Source organism: Arthrobacter sp. SAFR-044, from assembly GCF_059414985.1.
Map to the genome: position 1 here is coordinate 74201 of NZ_JBPFDN010000010.1, position 17855 is coordinate 92055.

Below are 17855 nucleotides of genomic sequence, written 5' to 3' on the forward strand. Positions count from 1 at the left end.
ACGTCCATGGCACTGATAGCCCCCCGCGTTACGGCCGGCCTGCCCGCCGATGATGCCCGCGCGCTGATTCGCGCCCTCGAGGACAGCAACGACATCACCGTCTTCGTGGACGGCACGGTCCACCGGCTGCCCGGGCAGGCGAGGGACGCCGTCGTGGATCTCCTCGCCAGGCTGGGCCGCGGCGAAACCGTGACCGTGACCAGCGTGGAGGAGATGCTCACCACCTCCCAGGCGGCCGAACTTGCCGGCATCTCGCACACCTACCTGCGCAACATGACGGACCGTGGCGAGATCCCGGTGGAGTACCGCGGATCGCACCGCCGGATCAGGACGGCCGACATCATGATGTGGCTTGAGAAGCAAAAGCCTGCGGAACAAAAGCGCAAGCATGACAGGAACGCCGGGGGCGACGCCGGCACGGGCGCCTAGTGCGGACCCGAGTGGCTTGGCCGCGCCGCCGGAAGGACCCCTTGCTCCAGTCGGCCGATGTGGAAGCCCATGGACTGCAGGGCCGGATCCTGTGGGCGGACGGGACGCCGGCGCCGGGACGGGAAATCCCGGAGGCTTCCGCCACCCCCGCCTACGTCCTCATCCACGGCATCGGCGTCTCCCACCGCTACCTTCGGCGGCTCCACCTCAAACTGGCTGCGGACGCCCCCACCTATTCGCTGGACCTCCCGGGCTTCGCCGGCACGCCCAAACCCGGCCGGCAGCTGTCCGTCGAGGACTACGGCGCCTTCATCGCGCAGGCCCTGAAAGCCAGCGGCATCAATTCCTACGTCCTGGTGGGGCATTCCATGGGGGTGCAGTTCGCGATCGAGACGGCGCTCTATGCCCCCGGCCAGGCGCAGCGCCTGGTGCTGATGGGACCGGTGGTGGACTCCCGGCACCGCACCGTCCGCCGGCAGGCGCTGGCACTGTTCCTGGACTCCATGCTCCGCGAAAGCCCCTCCTCCAACTGGATTGTGTTCACCGACTACCTCCGCTGCGGCCCGCGCTGGTACTTCACCGAGCTGCCCGTGATGATGGACTACCCCACAGAGCTGCGCCTGGCCGGGATCACCGCGCCCGTCATGGTCCTTCGCGGCAGCCATGACCAGGTGGCCGGCCCCGAGTGGTCGCTCATGCTCTCGCAGGCCGTGTCCCAGGGAAGTTTCGTGGAGGTTCCCAGGGCAGGCCACGTGGTCCAGCACCTTCGCGCGCGCCAGGTAGCGGCGGCCATCAAATCCTGGGCCGCGCCGCCCACCGCCGCATCTTGAGGGCGGCATGCAGCTCCAACCGGGGCATTCCCTTCAGCGGGTCCACCCCCAGCAACTGCCGGATCCGCCCCAACCTGTTGTAAATACTGCTGCGGTGGAGGTGGAGCTTGGTGGCCACGTCCTGCACTGAGCCGTCATTGTCATAGAGCAGCTCCAGGACTGGAATGAGCTCGCCGTTGCGGTCGTGGTCCTCCAGCATCCGGAAGTACACCGACCCGGAGTCCGCCCAGGCCCCTACCCCTCCCCCGGCGGACGCGAGCAGCTGGTACACGCCGGTGGCCCTGCAGTCCACCAGCTCGCCTAACTGCGGATCCACCGCGGCCGCCTGGGCCGCCATCCGCGACTGGCGGTACGCCTCGGAGAGCTGGCGGGTCTTTGCGAAGCCTTCGCTGATCCCCAGGATGATCCGGTGCACGGGGCGCCCGGAGCGCTTGGCCAGCTCCAATTGGTAATGCACCAGGACCTGGGCATGGTTGGCCCGGCCGGTCGATTCGCGGAACAGCACCACCGAGTGCGTCTCCGTGCCGGCGCTGAACAGTGCGGCGTCCACCCCCACGGTGGCCTGGAGCGCGGTGGACCGGTGGATCAGGGTTGACGCGATGGGATCCGGGCCGCTGGCCCAGCCGTCCGCGTCCAGCACCGTGACCATCTGCCACGGCCCCCTGCCCTGGACTTCCTTCCAGCCGGCCACCGCGGCCACCGCGTTGGGTTCTCCCGCACAGGCGGCCAGGAACTCCCGCTCACGCCCCCTTCGGAATTCGGATTCGGCCGTGTTTGAGTCGAGCAGGAGCCCGGACAGCAGCTCAAGCTCATGGTTGACAGCCGGCAACTGGGTGAGGATTGCCGTCGGGCTTTCCTCCGCCGAGTCCTGCTGCACCCAGAGGTAGCCCACCCGGAAGCCACGCACCATCAGCGGGACACAGACCCTGCCCAGCATGCCCAGGTCCGGATTGGCCGGAACCACAACGGGCCGCACGGCGGTGGCGATGCCATGCGAGAGCTGCCACGCGCTCACGTCCGCGGGGACTTTCTTGCTCAAAAGGAAGTTCACCCGGACGCGGTCAGCGTGGGACTGGTTGGAACTGTAGGCGAGCAGCAGGCCGTCGAGGTCCTCAAGGGACAGGCCACGGCCCAGCTTCTGCGCCACCTGCTCCACGAGCTGTTCCACATCCTGCTGCTGCATGGGCCAACAGTACTGCCCCCGCGGCCCCGGGGACGAACGGACACGAGGCGACACTTGACGCTTCAGGGCTCGACACGTGTCGAGGTATGAGAACGGAAAACCGCGGAATCACGCGGCTGCAGTGCGCTGGCAGCGAGCCGGTTCATGTCGCGTGGCTCACAGCGGGATTTATCGTTGAAACACGAGAATCCTTCCGCCTTTCCGGCCTACCGGCCCCCAAAAACTGGAGCAGACGATGATCATCGGCGTCCCCAAAGAAATCAAGAACAACGAATTCCGCGTGGCCATCACCGCGGCCGGCGTCCACGAGTTCCTCACCCACGGCCACACCGTGCTGGTGGAGCGCGGGGCCGGCATGGGATCGGGCATCACCGACGAGGAATACTCGATCGCGGGTGCCGAGATCGTCAACGAGGCCGATGACGTGTGGGCCCGGGCCGACATGGTGATGAAGGTCAAGGAACCCATCAAGTCTGAGTACCACCGCTTCCGCAAGGGCCTGATCCTCTTCACCTACCTGCACCTGGCCGCCGAGCCCGAGCTCACCAAGGAGCTCATCAACTCCGGCGTCACCGCCATTGCCTACGAAACCGTGCAGGACGGCCGCAACCTGCCGCTGCTGGCACCGATGTCCGAAGTTGCCGGCCGCCTGTCCGTGCAGGTGGGTGCAACCTCGCTGATGGCCCCGGCCGGCGGCAAGGGCGTCCTGCTGGGCGGCGTGCCCGGCGTCCGCCCCGCAAAGGTGGTTGTCCTGGGCGCCGGTGTTGCCGGCACCAACGCCGCAGCCATGGCCCTGGGCCTGGGCGCCGACGTCACCATCCTGGACATCAACATCAACCGCCTGCGCGAACTGGACGCCCAGTACCAGGGCCGGCTGAAGACCGTTGCTTCCAACAAGTACGAGATCGAAAAGTCAGTGGTGGACGCCGACCTGGTGATCGGTTCCGTCCTGATCCCCGGCGCCAAGGCTCCCAAGCTGGTCACCAACGAGCTCGTGGCCCGGATGAAGCCCGGCTCGGTCCTGGTGGACATCGCCGTGGACCAGGGCGGCTGCTTCGAGGACACCCACCCCACCACGCACCAGGAACCCACGTACAAGGTGCACAACACCATCTTCTACTGCGTGGCCAACATGCCCGGCGCCGTGCCCAACACCTCCACGTACGCGCTGACCAACGTCACCCTGCGGTACGCCGTGTCCCTGGCCAACCTGGGCGTCAAGGCCGCCTTTGACCGCGACCCCGCCCTCGCCGCCGGCCTGAACATCGCCGCCGGCCACGTGGCACACCACTCCGTGTCCGAGGCCCACGGCCTGCCCCTCGTCGCCGACTGGCGAGAACTGGTTTCGGCCTAGTCCTCCCCATCGATTGCTCCGTACTTGTCGTTTTGAACGCTCAGAACGACATCTACGGAGCAATCGATGAGTCATTTAACCCAGTTCCCTCGCCCTCTCGATGATTTTCAGGACCTCCACCGCGTCCTCCGGATTTACCGGGAGGGGAAGGCTTGAGGCTGCACCGCCGTCGAGGATCCTGGCTGCCAGCAGGCGGTAGAACTCCGGGTAGTTCCCGCGTTCGGTAGGGAGCCGGTCAAGGTGGCCATCGCGGCCCAGGAGCCCGGCCCACTCGGGTGCCTCCACGCCGTAGTCCCCGTCCAGCGGGCTGCCACCTGCCGCGATGTAGGGCTCCTGCGGGTCCACGCCGTTCTTGGTGAAACCGCCGATCGAGCCGAGCACCCGGAAGCGGGGCCCCTGCTGGGCGCACAGCACGTTCATGGCCAGGTGGCTGATCACTCCTGACTGGTGCCCCAGGACCAGGAAAACGTCGTCGTCGGCCCGCTCATCGGACCGCCGCGCCTGCAGCTCCGCGTGGAGGACGGTGGCCGGGCCGAACAGCTGCAGGGCCTGGTCGATCAGGTGGCTGCCGAGGTCGAACAGGACGCCTCCGCCGTCGGCAGCGGTGGCCCGCGCCTTCCAGGCTTTGGCGATGGCCGGGGACCACCGCTCGAACCGCGACTCGAAGCGGGTCACCTTTCCCAGGGCCTGGGCCGCCAGCAGCTTGCGGAGGGTGAGGAAGTCCCCGTCCCACCGGCGGTTGTGGAACACGGTCAGCACCCGGCCCAGTTGCCGGGCCAGGTCGAGGAGCTCCTGTCCCTGCACGCTGGTGACCGCGAACGGCTTGTCCACCACGACGTCCAGCCCCGCCTCCAAGGCTGCCCTGGCCAGGGGGTAGTGCGTCAGCGGCGGCGTTGCCAGGACCACCAGGTCAAGGTGGACTGCCTGCTCAAGGACGGCGGCGCCGTCGCGCACCACCTCCACGCCCGGAAGCCGTGATGAGGCAGCCGCCTGCCGCCCGGCGTCGGACGTTGCAATGACGTCCAGCGAGTAACTGGTGTTGGCTGCCAGCAGCGGCGCGTGGAAGACGCTGCCGGCAAGCCCGTAGCCGACGACGGCAGTGCGGATGGCGCGGGGGTCGCCTTCAGTTCCGGTCATGGAAGCAACGCTACCCCCGGTCCCGCGTACTTAAAAGAAGCCGGCACCCCTGGTGAACTGAGCAGTCCACCAGGGGTGCCGTCTTCTCGATCAGGCGGCGGGTGGTTACTTCTTTTCCCAGCCGATCGTGGTCCAGTCCGGCACCTGCGAGGTGCTCTGGAAGAGGGACGGCCCGTAGTTGGCCAGGCCGGTGCGGACGAAGGAGATCTGCGGTCCGTTCATGACCACGCCCATGGAGAAGTACTTCGCCATGTGTTCCTTTTCCACGTCCATGGCAGCCTTGTTGCGCGCCGCGTTGTCTTCGATCGAGGCGAGGTCCGCGATCTTCTTGTCCAGCTCGGCGTCGCCCAGCTTGTTCTCGTTGGTCTTGGAGTCGTAGTACTGCTTGACGGCGTCCGTGGCGTCCGCGCCTACCGTGTAGCCGGAAACGCTCATGTCGAACTCGCGGGAACCGAGAACCTTGCCGAAATCGGCGGAGGCACGCTGGTCGATGCCCACGTCCATGCCGCCGGCCTGAAGCTGCTTCTGCAGGGTCTGGGTGAAGGCGAGGGTGGTGGGATCGTCACCGAAGTTGCTGATCTTGAAGGCAGCGGGCTTGCCATCCTTTTCCATGATGCCATTGGCGTTCGGCGCGTAGCCGGCATCGGTGAGGACCTTCTTGGCGGCGTCCGGGCCTGTTTCCTTAACCGGGTAGTTGTCCTGGTAGTACTCGGAGAACGGCAGCAGCATCATCGATCCGGAGCTGGGTTCTTCCCAGTTAAGCCCGTTGAAGCGGACCTTGCGCAGGGCTTCGCGGTCCACGGCGGCGAAGATGGCCTTGCGGACGTTGACGTCGGTGATGCGCTGGGCGTTCAGGTTCATGCCGCCGGCGAAGAGGCGCTGGCCGCGGCGGATGTCGGAGTTCTTGGTGCCGTCCAGCTGCTTGTAGAGGGAGATGGTGTTGGCGGACATGGCGTCGATCTCGCCGTTCTTGAAGGCGGCGATCTGTGCGCTGGTTTCCAGCTGGCGGAACGTCACGTTGGCAAGGACCGGCTTCTGGCCCCACCACTTGTCGTTCGGAACCATGGTTACCGTCTTGGCGGCGGTGTCGTACTGGTCAAGCTTGAAGGGACCTGCCATCCACTCCGGGTGCAGGTTGCCGTTAAAGCCCTCGTTGAAGATCTCCGGGGTGTTGACAGCAGGGTGGATGAGGCCGAAGAAGAGCGAATCCACTGGGAAGACCGGGCGGCTGGTCTTGACGATGACTTCCTTGTCGCTGCTGCCTGCCTCGACGGAGTCAACGAACTCGTAGGCGCCCGAGCTGACGATGTCGTAGCCGGCGTCCGGGCTCTTGAGGATGTTCCAGGTGTTCTTGAAGGCCTTGACGTCGATGGGCGTGCCGTCGTTGTAGGTGGCCTTGGGGTTCACCTTGATGGTGATGGTCTGCTTGCCGTCCTTGACTTCGCTGTCCACTGATTCACAGAAGTCTGTGTTGGGCGTGACCTTGCCCTTGAAGTCGACCTTCCAGCAGCCGCCGATGCCGCCGCTGTTCATGGCGACCGGATTCATGGGGATCTGCAGGGCGGAGTTGTCAGCGCTGTTGCCGTTGTTGGAGAACCCGTTGAAGTCGGGGCCGATGTTGCCCAGCGGAAGGGTGACCTTGCCGCCCTGCTGAAGATCGGCTGCCGGCTTCTCGTTGATGCTGATCAGCTTGGACAGGTCACTTCCGGATTCCTGTCCCTTGGCTGTTTCGGGGCCGCTGGCACCGCCACCGCCGCAGGCCGTCAGCGCCAGGGCTGCAGCAACGGCTGCAGCTCCGCCGATCCTGTTCAGTTTCCTCATGGTTTTCCCTTCATTGTGATGCGAGTGGTGGTGCTTTGGGGTCGAGAAGTCTTAGGGCGCATGGTGGTCCGCCGGTTCGTGGACCACCAGCATGTCCTCGTCCAGTTCCCCGTCCGGAAAGAAACAGGCGAACTGCTGGTCCGTGGCGGAGGACGCCGTTTCCAGGGGCGGTTCCAGCGTGAGGCACTTCTCCTGCTTGGCCGGCGGCAGCGCGGCGAAGACAGGGCAACGGGTGGCGAAGTTGCAGCCTTTGGGCGCCTGCAGGGGCGAGGGCAGGTCCCCTTGGAGGATGATGCGTTCGCGGGTGCGTTCCAGCTGGGGGTCCGGCACGGGGATGGCCGAGAGGAGCGCACGGGTGTACGGGTGGCGGGGGTTGTCGAACACCCGGTCCACCGCCCCGATCTCCACAATCTTCCCGAGGTACATGACCGCCACGCGGTTGGAGATGTGGCGCACCACGGACAGATCGTGCGCCACCAGGAGGTAGCTCAGGCCGAGTTCGGCGCGCAGGTGGTCCAGGAGGTTGATGACCCCGGCCTGGACCGACACGTCGAGGGCTGAGACGGGCTCGTCCAGGACCACCAGCTTGGGGTTCACTGCCAGTGCGCGGGCAATCCCGATCCGCTGCCGCTGGCCGCCCGAGAACTGGTTGGGGAAGCGGTTGACGTGGTCCGGCTGAAGGCCCACGAGCCGCATCAGTTCCATGATCCGCTTCTTGATGGCGGAACGGTCCATGCCCGCGTTCTGCAGCGGTTCGGCAAGGACTTCGTAGACCGTGAACCGCGGATCCAGGGCGCCCGTGGGGTCCTGGAACACCATTTGGAGTTCGCGGCGCATCTTGCCTTTGGTCTTGGCGTCGGCCGCCTGCTTGTTGCTGAGGCCGCCGATCACCACCTCGCCGTCCTGGTCCGGATGGAACTCCATGATTTCCAGCAAGGTGGTGGTCTTTCCCGACCCCGACTCGCCCACGATCGAGAAGCATTCGCCTTCGCGGATGTCGAAGCTCACGCCGTCCACGGCCTTGACGGTGCCGGTCCTGCGCTTGATCAGGGCGCCCCTGGTCAGCGGGAAGTGCTTCCGCACATCCTTGAGCTGCAGCACCGTGGACCGCTCGGCCCGGGGAACCGCGTCGAAGCGGGACACCGGGACCGGCGGGGCGGCGAACACGTCGTGGACGTCCACGTCTCCGCCCAAAGCGTCTGATTTGATGCAGGCCGCCCGGTGCAGCGCCCCGCCGGGAACGGGTGCCAGCGCGGGCTCGCCATCCAGGCACGCGTCCGAGGACAGGGGGCAGCGCGGGGCGAAGGAGCAGCCGGTGGGGGTGTGCAGCAGGTTGGGCGGCATGCCCTCGATGGGAACAAGCGAGGATTTCTCCGCCACATCCACGCGGGGCACGGCGCCCAGCAGGCCCAAGGTGTAGGGCATCCGCGGGTTGTAGTAGATGTCATCTACGGCGCCGGTTTCCACCGGCTTGCCGGCGTACATGACCATGATGTCGTCTGCCATCCCGGCCACCACGCCAAGGTCGTGCGTGATCATGACGACGGCGGCGCCGGTCTCCTCCTGTGCCGTATGGAGCACCTCGAGGACCTGGGCCTGGATGGTGACATCCAGGGCCGTCGTGGGCTCGTCAGCAATGAGGACGCGGGGGTTGTTGGCGATGGCGATGGCAATCATGACGCGCTGGCGCATGCCGCCGGAGAACTCATGGGGAAACGCCTTCAGGCGTTCCTTGGGGCTGGGAATTCCCACCATGGCCAGAAGTTCGACGGCGCGGGCTTCCTTGGCTGCCCTGCTCATAGTGGGGTGGTGGATGGTCAGCGCCTCGACGATCTGCGTTCCCACGGTGAACACGGGCGTGAGGGAAGACAGGGGATCCTGGAAGACCATGGCGAGGTCGTTGCCGCGGTACTTGCACATGTCCTTGTCGCTGAGACCCAGCAGCTCCCGGCCCTTAAGCCGGACCGACCCGGATACCTGCGCCGTGGGCGGAAGCAATCCCATGATGGCCAGGGAAGTGACTGACTTGCCGGAACCCGATTCGCCCACGATGCCCAGCGTTTTGCCCGGCATCAGGTCGAAGTCGACACCCCTGACGGCGTGGACCGCGCCGTTCTCCGTGTTGAATCGGACGTTCAGGTCGCGGACGGACAGCACCGCGTCACCCGGGACCTGCAGCCCTGCCACGTGCAGGCGCTCCACGGTTGGACGTGATGGGTCCGTGGCTCCGGTGGTGGTTTCGCTGCTCATGCCGCCTTCTTTTCCGCGGTGGTGTTCCGGGCTTTGGACTTCTTGGCTTTTCCGGTGGAACTGGAGCTGGGGTCGAAGGCGTCGCGCAAGCCGTCGTTCATCATGGCCAGGGAGCCGGTCAGCAGGAACATCACGGTGAGCGGCACCCAGAACATCCAGGGGAAGGTCTGCACCTGGGAGGTTGCCTGGCCGATCAGCACGCCGAGGCTGACGTCGGGGACCTTGATGCCGATGCCGATGAAGGAGAAGGCGACCTCGGCCAGGATGGCGGCGGTGACGCCGCGGGTGATGTCCAGGATCAGCAGCGAGCCGATGTTCGGCACCAGGTGCCGCCAAACGATCCGGCGCGGCGGGACACCCATGTACTGGGCCGCCTTGACGAAGTCACGCTGCATGAGCGACATCGACATGGAGCGGATCAGGCGGGCGGTGCCCATCCAGCTGAACACCAGCAGGACGATGATGAGGAGAAGCCACGAGGGAAGGTCGCGTTTCAGGCCGGCACCGCCGCCGCTGGTGGCCACAGCTACCACCAGGAGCGCCGGCATCATGATCAGCGCCTCCAGGACGAACAGCATGACCTTGTCCACCTTGCCGCCGAAGTAGGCCATGGTGCAGCCGTAGACCGCGGCGATCAGGACCGATACCAGGCCTACCACCAGGCCGATCAGGATGGAGATCCTGGTGCCCTCAACGGTCATGGCGTACAGGTCGATTCCTGCCTGCGATGTGCCAAGGTAGTGGTCGGTCGACGGCGGCATTCCGATGTTGAAGGGGTCGATGGTTTCCTTGTCCCACTGGGTGAAGAACCCCCCGATGAACGAGAAAGCGGTCAGGGCCAGGAAGATGGCGAGGCCCGCCACTGCCGTCTTGTTGCGCAGGAAGCGGCGGAAGATGATGGTGGTCTTGCCAATGACGACGTCGGCGCTTTCCAGGTGCGCGTCCTGTGCCACTGCTGCCGGGTCAACTGCGTTCAGGTTGGTCATAACTACTGCACCCGCACTCTCGGGTCGACAAGTGTGGTGGCGAAGTCAGCCAGGATGGCGCCCAGGGCGAAGATCACGGAGCCGTAGGCCAGCGTGGCCGTGGCGGCGTTGACGTCCTGCAGCGAGATGGCATCGATACTCCACGACCCCACACCTGGCCAGGCGAAGATCTTTTCGGCGAAGAAGCCGCCGGCGAAGATCGCCGGGATGGTGAAGGCGATGCTCTGGGCCACCGGAATAAAGGAAACGCGCAATGCGTGCCGGGCAATGGCCTGGTTCCGGGTCAGGCCCTTGGCGCGTGCGGTTCGGACGAAGTCGGCGTTCACGTTGTCCAGCAGGTATTGCCGCTGGGCGATCTGGTACGCGCCCCACCCCACCAGCGTGATGGCCACCGTGGGGACTGCATAGTGGGCCAGCATGTCCACGAACTGGGCCCAGCCCGGCGCAATGCCGGGGGTGGAGATGCCGGTGACGAAGAAGATCCGGTCGCCCACTGATTCGTTGACGTTGATGGCTCCCAGCTGCACCAGGAAGTAGGCGATGGGCGCCGGCACGATGTAGGCGAGGTAGCTGTAGGACGTGATGACACGATCCTGGAACTTGTACTGGCGTGCTGCTGAATAGACGCCGAGCGCGACGCCGATGACCAGGGTCAGGATGATGGAAGCCAGGAAGAGCCGGGTGGAGATCCAGACGCGGTCCCCGAACTCGGCGTTGATGTAGGCGCCGTTGGGGCTGCGGCCCCAGTCCCAGCGGGTGACGATGCCCGTGAGCCAGTCAACGTAGCGCTCCCACGGGCTGAGGTCCGGGTCCAGGCCCTTCAGCCGCATTGAGTTGGCCACCTGCTCGGGGGTGGGGCGCGGGATCCGTTCCTGCTCCAGCAGCGCCGGCTTAAGCGAGCTGACAGCCAGGAAGTAGCCGGCGGACGTGGTGAGGAAGATCATCACCACATACGTGATGCCGCGCTTGGCGAGGTACTTGAGCATGGGCGCTGCTGGATCCTTCCGTCTTCCCCGGACGAGCACGGGTTGTGCCGCCTCACCGGGTCCTGCACCAGCGGGTAGCTGGCCTCCCGCAGCCTTGGGGGCAGGTCCTGGTGGACTATGTCGCGGGTCACATTCCAGAGGAAACTATCACAAGCCCCAAGCCGAAAAGCGCGGGAATCCACTGAAACAGGACGCGCCGTATCAGATCGTTATGAATAGTTCTGTGAAGCCCGCTTGACTGGACGCAGGAGTATGCCAGCGCGTAACCTACGCGCCCGTGACAAGGCGTGTCACAAGGTCGCTCCATGAGGTTGCCAGCCGCTCACTCGTGACGCCATGGTCACGGATGAGGTGCAGGAGCCGTTCCGGGTCAAGCGTGGCATTGAGGGATCCGGCCATCAGCCACGGCTCCGGCGAGTCGAATCCGCCTTCGCGCAGCAGTATCTCGACGTGCCGGTCCCAGAGTGCGGCAGCCGGAACTTCGAACCTTCCCCGCGAAGCATTTCCGGCCGCAAGCACCAGGTCCCCGTATTCCACCACGTAGGCGATCCGCTCGGTGCCGAAGGCGATGAGCCGGTCCAGCGGCGGGTCGCCCGGCCCCAGGGGCGGCGGCCCGAACAGGAAGCGGGCCTGGAACGCGGCCTCGGAGTCGTTCAGCAGGGTCAGCATCAAGCCGGCCCGGCTGCCAAAGCGGCGGAAGACGGTGCCCTTCCCCACGCCTGCCTGCTCCGCCAACCGGTCCATGGTGAGAGCCGCGGCCCCGCCCTGCTCGATCAGTTCCCGGGCAGCCCGCAGGAGGCGTTCCCGGTTCCGGGCAGCGTCGCTGCGTTCCGCGGCCGTTACCGGGGTCATTCCCGGCCGCACTGGGATGGAACTCACACAGACAGTGTAGCCACGGGGAATAGAACCGGACCACGGTCCGTTTAGTCTGATGAAGGCTCCAGAGCCTGACGTTTGACCGATTGCGGCCCCCGCCGCTCCCCTAGCCAGGAGTTCCCATGACCAAGAGCACAGTACTTACCCTTGTCGGCAGCCTCCGCGCCGAGTCCACCAACCAGAAGCTGGCGGAAGCCATCCAGCTCAACGCGCCGGAGCAGGTGGACGTGGTGATCCACGAGAGCCTGGGCAACATTCCCTTCTACAACGAGGACATCGACGTCGAGGGCCAGGTCCCTGCCGCTGCCGCAGCCCTGCGCGCCGCAGCCGAAGAGGCCGATACCGTCCTGCTGGTCACCCCCGAACACAACGGCACCGTTCCCGCCGCCCTGAAGAACGCCATCGACTGGCTGTCCCGCCCCTTCGGTGCCGGCGCCCTGGCAGGCAAGCCCACCGCCGTCGTCGGTACCGCGTTTGGCCAGTACGGCGGCGTCTGGGCCCAGGATGAGGCCCGCAAGGCCGCAGGCATCGCCGGTGCGCAGATCCTGGAAGACGTCAAGCTCGCCGTCCCCGGGTCCATGGTCCGCTTCGCTGAAGTCCACCCCAAGGATGACGCCGAGGTTGTCGAGCAGATCAAGGGCGTCTTCGACGCCCTTGCCGCAGCGGCTCCGGCAGCGTAACTACCAACGGCACTGCACTACCAACGGCACAGCGCCCGGCACGCACCCTGCGTGCCGGGCGCTGCTGCGTCCACCCGCCGTCGTAACCAACTCTTGTCCCAACCGGTACCGCGCAGACATCTCCGCCGGGAGGGGCCGCCGTAGCGTTAATCCCCTGGACCTACCCGATCGGATTGCGGTGCCGCATGGCTAAGAGATGGAGCCCGTACGGGCCCGGCGCCCTCGCCGCGGGCTGCGTGGCGCTGCTCCTCTCCGGCTGCAGCTTCCCGGCTCCCGAAGCGACCTCCCCGCCCGCGACGGGAGTCGGTGCCGGATCCAGCGCACCCCCGCTGGCCCTCCTGCCGGCAACGATGCCGGGCACTCCTCCCGCCGGGGAGACGGCAAAGGCAGGCAGGATGACCGACAAACCCCAGGCCTCTCCCGACCCCGACAGCAGCGCCGGGCCCGGCGTTGCTCCGGTGACGGCATACTTCGTGCTGGTGGACGACGGCGGAAGGCACGGCGTCCGTTTCGGCTGCAATGACAGCCTGGTCGGCTCCGTCCGGCCGGGAGGCGCCGGCGACGCCAGGCTCAAGGCGGCGATCACCGCACTGCTGGACGACGGGCAACACCACGGGAACACCTACAACGCGCTTGGCGCATCCCGGCTGACGTTCCTCTCCGGCAGCTTCGACGGCACCACCGTCACCGTCTACCTGTCAGGGACCCTCAACCAGGGCGGAACGTGCGACCTGCCCCGCATCGAGGCCCAACTCACCCAGACCGCCCTCGAAGCAGTTGGTGCCATCAGGGCAGACATCTACATCAACGGCGAAACCCTGGCGGATTACCTCAAGCTGAAGTAGCACCGCGAACGGCCGGACATCAATAAACAGATGTTGCTTTGCAAGCAACAACGGCCTGTATCCTGACTTTGTGACCCACGAAACACTTGACGCTTCGGCCGGAACCCTGCCCGCCGAAGCCATCGATGCCATCGAGCGCGCGGCCGCATCGGCCCACCGCCACGAGGAATTGTTTTCCGAGCGTGCGGCGAATATCCGCCAGTCGGCCGTCCGGGACGTTTTCGATATCTCGATGCGGCCAGGACTGGTTTCCCTGGCAGGAGGAAGCCCGTACCTCCAGTCGCTTCCCCTCGACCGCCTGGCAGGGACGGCAGCGAAAATAATTGCCGAAGATGGACTCACGGCCCTTCAGTACGGCGCCGGGCAGGGAACCCCGGAGCTGCGGGCGCAGATCTGCGACGTCATGGCCGCCGAGGGCATCCTGGATGCCCGGGCGGAGAACGTGGTAATTACCGCCGGCTCCCAGTCAGCGCAGGACGTGGCCACCAAACTCTTCTGCAATCCGGGCGACGTGGTCCTGGTGGAGGACCCCACCTACGTGGGAGCGCTAAACACTTTCGAGGCCTACCAGGTCCAGGTGGAGACCGTGGAAATGGACCAGTACGGCCTGGTCCCGGAGCTGCTGGAGGCGCGGATAGCGGCGCTACAGCTCGCCGGCAAGAGCATTAAGTTCCTCTACACCATCCCCAACTTCAACAACCCTTCCGGCATTACGTTGGCCAAGGAACGCCGGCAGCAGGTAGTAGACATATGCCGCAGGGCGAATATTCTGGTCCTCGAGGACAACCCCTACGGATTGCTGCGCTTCGAAGGTGAACCCTTGCCTCCCCTGCGTGCGGCCAATCCGGACGATGTCATCTACCTCGGCTCCTTTTCCAAGATCTTCGCCCCCGGCCTCCGCATCGGTTGGGCCCTGGTGCCGGAACACCTGCAGCGCCGGTACTACCTCGCCGCAGAATCGGTCACGCTCTGCCCGCCGGCCCTGAACCAGATGCTGGTCTCCGCCTACCTGCGCGACTACGACTGGAAAGGCCAGATCGAAACCTACCGCGGGCTGTACGCCGAACGCTGCCGAGCCATGCTGGCAGCGCTCAAGGAATACATGCCGGCAGGAACCACCTGGACCAGCCCGCAGGGCGGCTTCTTCGTCTGGGTGACCCTGCCCGAAGGCGTTGACACCTACCCGCTGCTGCACAAGGCGATCGATGCCGGCGTCGTGTTTATTCCCGGCGCCGCCTTCACGCCGTCGGACGAGCCGTCCAACAAGCTGCGGCTCGCCTTCAGCGCCGTTCCCCCCGACGCCATCGCCGAGGGGGTGCGCCGATTGGCGCCGGTGCTGCAGGAAGCCATGGCTGCGCTGTAGCGTAAGCCACACGAACGCCGAAAACCGAGCAAAGGAGCATGCATATGGGTGGAATCATCGTTGTAGGGGTTGACGGCAGCGAGACCGCGAAGCGGGCGGCGGAATCGGCCAAAAACCTGGCGGCAGGACTCGGCGCATCGCTGCACGTCGTTTCGGCCTTCGACAGCGACCGGACCGAGGTGTTCGGCAGCGGCAGCGACCGGTGGATCGTGTCCGATGCCGACGCCGCGGAGCAGGTGGCAAGGACGGTGGCGGAGTCGCTGGGCCGCGACGTCACGGTCACGTATTCCGCAGCCCGCGGGCGGCCCGCCGACGCCCTGATCAAGGAAGCAGTCCGGATGGACGCACGCGTCATCGTGGTGGGAAACAGGCGCATGCACGGCATCGGCCGGGTACTTGGCAGCGTGGCCAACAGCGTGGCCCACAACGCCCCGTGCGACGTGTACATCGCCAATACCTACGACGCCGACTAAGGCGGGGTCACTGCCCGGGTAACGCAGGACACCCCCCGTGGTGGCGGAGATCGCTGCGGGGGGTGTCCGTTCTCACCGCCATATCACCGTTTCAGCTGCCGGCGCAACGATAAAATTGGTGGGCCCCCAAAGGCGTGGACACTCACGAATCCACCCCCAGCGAAGGGCTCCCCTTGATCACCATGCAGCGCCGCCAGCTTGTTGGCCACGACATCCTCCTGGCCCGCCACGGCAACCACATCAGCTCCATGCGGGTGGACCGCAGCAACGACAGGGTGGTTGCGCTCCTTGATGACGGCAGCCTGGACAGTGCACCGAACCTCATCACACCGGGGCTCCAGCTCCCCCAGACCGTCCGCAGCGTCCTCCGCGAGGACTGGAAGTTCCTGGGCGCCTGGGCCGGCATGACCGCGCTCATGGGCGGCCTGATGGCAGCCGCCGCGGTTGTCGTGGGAACCACCGCTGATCCGGCCATGCTCGAGGCTTTCACCGCCTACGCCCCTTACTAGGCCGGCTTCCCCCGGGGCCCGACTGGACGTTCAGGCCACCAGCCAGCCCTGCAGCAGCCACCAGATTCCGGCCATGACCAGGCCGCCGAAGAGCGATCCGGCCACCACCTGGGCCAGGGAGTGGGCCCTGAGGACCACCCGGGACCAGCTGACCGCTGGGATCAGGACCAGCAGCGGAGCCCAGGCGGCGCCAAGCATCAGCACGGATACGACGGCGGCACAGGACACGGCTGCTGCGTGGCCGCTCATCTTCCAGAACGGACTGACGGCCGCCAACACCGCCACCCCGCCCACCACTGCCAGGACCATGGCAACGACACTCAGCGGCGCATCCACGGCTTTGAGCACCAGCAGCCCCACAGCGATGCAGCCCAGCGCCATCAGCAGGACTGGCGCCCGCTGCTTCCGGTCGCTCACATGGTGGTCCGTGACCTTCCCCAGCCGGACCAGGACCAGCAGCACAACCAGCGGCAGCACGCACACGAAGAGGGCCGCCAGCGCACCGTAGCCGATGGTCCCCGGGAACCCCGCCTGGGCCAGGGGGCTTATCAACAGCTGCAGGGACACCACCACCGGAGGCTGGAAGACCTCCGTCAGCCACTTGGCCGTGCGGTTCTTTATTCGGATTGAGCCGCTGGTTATTGTCACGGCCTAGTCCAGGAGGAGCGCGGGCTCTTCCAGGATGGCCGCGACGTCGGCCATGAAGCGGGCAGACAGATCACCATCCACCACGCGGTGGTCGAAGGATCCCCCGAGGGTGGTGATCCAACGGGGAATCACCTCGCCGTCCAGGACCCAGGGCTTCTGCTTGATGGTGCCGAAGGCAACGATGGCCACCTCGCCCGGATTGATGATGGGCGTGCCGGTGTCGATGCCCAGGGCGCCGATGTTGGTGACGGTGAGCGTGCCGCCCTGCATCTGGGCCGGCTGCGTCTTCCCGGCCCTGGCCGTGGTGGCCAGGTCATTCAGCGCGAGGGCCAACTCCTTCAGCGACAGGTCCTGTGCGTTTTTGATGTTGGGCACCATGAGGCCGCGCGGAGTGGCCGCGGCAATGCCCAGGTTCATGAAGTGCTTGACCTGGATCTCGGCGCTGCCATCCTCGTTATCCACCCAGGCAGCGTTAACGCTGGGGTTCCTTGCGGCGGCCCAGATGACGGCCTTGGCCAGGATGAGCAGCGGCGACACCTTGATGCCCTCGAAGTCCCGGGAGGCTTTGAGCCGCTTGACGAATTCCATGGTGCGGCTGGCGTCGACATCCACGAAGATGCTGACGTGCGGTGCCGCGAACGCCGATTCCACCATCGCCTTTGCCGTGGCCTTGCGGACGCCCTTGACGGGAATGCTCTCCACCCGCTGTTCCTGCGGCCTCCCGGCCTTGCCCCAGAAGCCGTCCGCCTTGTCCAGTTCGGCGTCGCGCTGCGACTGGTAGCTCACCAGGTCCTCGCGCGTGACCTCGCCGCGGGAACCGGTGGCAACGACGTCAGCGAGGTCGATGCCCAGGTCACGGGCAATCTTGCGGACCGGGGGCTTGGCCAGCACCCGGTTGACCAGGCCCGTGATGGTGCCGCCAAGGGTTGGCCGGGCGTCGACGACGGCAGCTTCGTTCCCGGAAACCTCGCCGGGCGTGCGCGGCTGGACAGGTTCAACTTCGGGGGCGTTGACGGTCACGGCGGCGGACGGTGCGGTCTTCCGGGGCCGGCGCTTGACGGCGTCGGCCTTCGGTCCGGAACCCACCAGGGGAGCGGCGGACGGGGTACCGGCACTCCCCGCGTCCCCCGCATCTGCGGACAGCTTGCCGTAAAGCGGCTGGGCGGGAAATTCAGCGGCGGGAATATCAGTGGCGGAGACGGCCTGGGGCGCGCGGACATCAGCTGGAGTGGGGTCGCCGGCAACTTCGTCGCTGACACTGATAATGGCGGTCCCGACGTCGACAGTCACCCCTTCCGCCACCAGCAGTTCGGTGACGGTCCCGGCAAAGGGGGAGGGCAGTTCCACGATCGACTTTGCCGTTTCGATCTCGCAGATCACGTCATTGATGGCCACGGTGTCGCCCGGCTTAACCTTCCAGGAGACGATTTCCGCCTCGGTAAGGCCCTCGCCGACGTCGGGCAGGTTGAACTTGTTCAGGGTCAT

17 protein-coding genes are annotated in these 17855 nt (G+C 66.1%); 8 read left to right on the forward strand and 9 right to left on the reverse strand.

The annotated features are described in order from the left end of the window. The first annotated feature begins 6 nt into the window (after positions 1-6). The gene (locus tag ACR65J_RS15790; protein WP_440170776.1) at positions 7-429 is read left to right on the forward strand and encodes a helix-turn-helix domain-containing protein; all 423 of its coding nucleotides are present in this window, start codon (positions 7-9) and stop codon (positions 427-429) included. A 41-nt stretch (positions 430-470) separates the two neighbouring features. Then, positions 471-1259, forward strand: a complete 789-nt coding sequence (locus tag ACR65J_RS15795; RefSeq protein ID WP_440170778.1) for an alpha/beta fold hydrolase — start codon at positions 471-473, stop codon at positions 1257-1259. On the opposite strand, the gene ACR65J_RS15800 is transcribed toward ACR65J_RS15795, so the two are convergent. Further along, the gene (locus ACR65J_RS15800; protein WP_440170780.1) at positions 1222-2442 is read right to left on the reverse strand and encodes a PucR family transcriptional regulator; all 1221 of its coding nucleotides are present in this window, start codon (positions 2440-2442) and stop codon (positions 1222-1224) included. The genes ACR65J_RS15795 and ACR65J_RS15800 overlap by 38 nt on opposite strands. 235 nt (positions 2443-2677) lie before the next feature. On the opposite strand from ACR65J_RS15800, the gene ald reads away from it, so the two are divergent. After that, the gene (gene ald / locus ACR65J_RS15805) at positions 2678-3796 is read left to right on the forward strand and encodes an alanine dehydrogenase (RefSeq protein ID WP_440170783.1); all 1119 of its coding nucleotides are present in this window, start codon (positions 2678-2680) and stop codon (positions 3794-3796) included. Positions 3797-3871: 75 nt separating this feature from the next. Here the strand turns inward: ald and ACR65J_RS15810 are convergent, their stop codons facing one another. The 6 genes from ACR65J_RS15810 to ACR65J_RS15835 all read right to left on the reverse strand — a co-directional run bounded on the left by ACR65J_RS15810 (position 3872) and on the right by ACR65J_RS15835 (position 11855). After that, positions 3872-4933, reverse strand: coding sequence for a Gfo/Idh/MocA family protein (locus tag ACR65J_RS15810; protein WP_440170786.1), 1062 nt, complete (start codon positions 4931-4933; stop codon positions 3872-3874). Positions 4934-5038: 105 nt separating this feature from the next. Beyond that, positions 5039-6754, reverse strand: coding sequence for an ABC transporter family substrate-binding protein (locus ACR65J_RS15815; RefSeq protein WP_440170788.1), 1716 nt, complete (start codon positions 6752-6754; stop codon positions 5039-5041). 51 nt (positions 6755-6805) lie between these two features. Next, positions 6806-9004 carry an ABC transporter ATP-binding protein gene (locus ACR65J_RS15820; protein WP_440170790.1) on the reverse strand — a complete coding sequence of 733 codons (2199 nt, stop codon included), beginning with the start codon at positions 9002-9004 and terminating at the stop codon, positions 6806-6808. Further along, a complete protein-coding gene (locus ACR65J_RS15825) occupies positions 9001-9990 on the reverse strand; it encodes an ABC transporter permease (protein ID WP_440170792.1) in 990 nt (329 codons plus the stop codon). The genes ACR65J_RS15820 and ACR65J_RS15825 overlap by 4 nt, the downstream gene beginning before the upstream one ends. Positions 9991-9992: 2 nt before the next feature. Beyond that, positions 9993-10976, reverse strand: a complete 984-nt coding sequence (locus ACR65J_RS15830) for an ABC transporter permease (protein ID WP_440170795.1) — start codon at positions 10974-10976, stop codon at positions 9993-9995. Between the two features lie 267 nt (positions 10977-11243). Beyond that, positions 11244-11855 carry a TetR/AcrR family transcriptional regulator gene (locus ACR65J_RS15835; protein ID WP_440170797.1) on the reverse strand — a complete coding sequence of 204 codons (612 nt, stop codon included), beginning with the start codon at positions 11853-11855 and terminating at the stop codon, positions 11244-11246. A gap of 119 nt (positions 11856-11974) precedes the next feature. Here ACR65J_RS15835 and ACR65J_RS15840 point away from each other — a divergent pair, with 119 nt between their 5' ends. From ACR65J_RS15840 to ACR65J_RS15860, 5 genes are all read left to right on the forward strand, one after another. Continuing rightward, the gene (locus ACR65J_RS15840; protein WP_440170800.1) at positions 11975-12532 is read left to right on the forward strand and encodes an NAD(P)H-dependent oxidoreductase; all 558 of its coding nucleotides are present in this window, start codon (positions 11975-11977) and stop codon (positions 12530-12532) included. A gap of 185 nt (positions 12533-12717) precedes the next feature. Next, complete coding sequence (locus ACR65J_RS15845) at positions 12718-13377, forward strand: GerMN domain-containing protein (RefSeq protein ID WP_440170803.1); 660 nt, start codon at positions 12718-12720, stop codon at positions 13375-13377. 70 nt (positions 13378-13447) lie between these two features. Further along, a complete protein-coding gene (locus ACR65J_RS15850; protein ID WP_440170805.1) occupies positions 13448-14740 on the forward strand; it encodes an aminotransferase-like domain-containing protein in 1293 nt (430 codons plus the stop codon). A 44-nt stretch (positions 14741-14784) separates the two neighbouring features. Beyond that, positions 14785-15213 carry a universal stress protein gene (locus ACR65J_RS15855; RefSeq protein WP_440170808.1) on the forward strand — a complete coding sequence of 143 codons (429 nt, stop codon included), beginning with the start codon at positions 14785-14787 and terminating at the stop codon, positions 15211-15213. 173 nt (positions 15214-15386) lie between these two features. After that, on the forward strand, positions 15387-15722 hold the full coding sequence (locus tag ACR65J_RS15860) for a hypothetical protein (RefSeq protein WP_440170996.1): 336 nt from the start codon (positions 15387-15389) through the stop codon (positions 15720-15722). Between the two features lie 30 nt (positions 15723-15752). On the opposite strand, the gene ACR65J_RS15865 is transcribed toward ACR65J_RS15860, so the two are convergent. Beyond that, positions 15753-16370 carry a phosphatase PAP2 family protein gene (locus ACR65J_RS15865; protein WP_440170810.1) on the reverse strand — a complete coding sequence of 206 codons (618 nt, stop codon included), beginning with the start codon at positions 16368-16370 and terminating at the stop codon, positions 15753-15755. Between the two features lie 3 nt (positions 16371-16373). Then, on the reverse strand, positions 16374-17855 hold the full coding sequence (locus ACR65J_RS15870) for a dihydrolipoamide acetyltransferase family protein (protein ID WP_440170813.1): 1482 nt from the start codon (positions 17853-17855) through the stop codon (positions 16374-16376).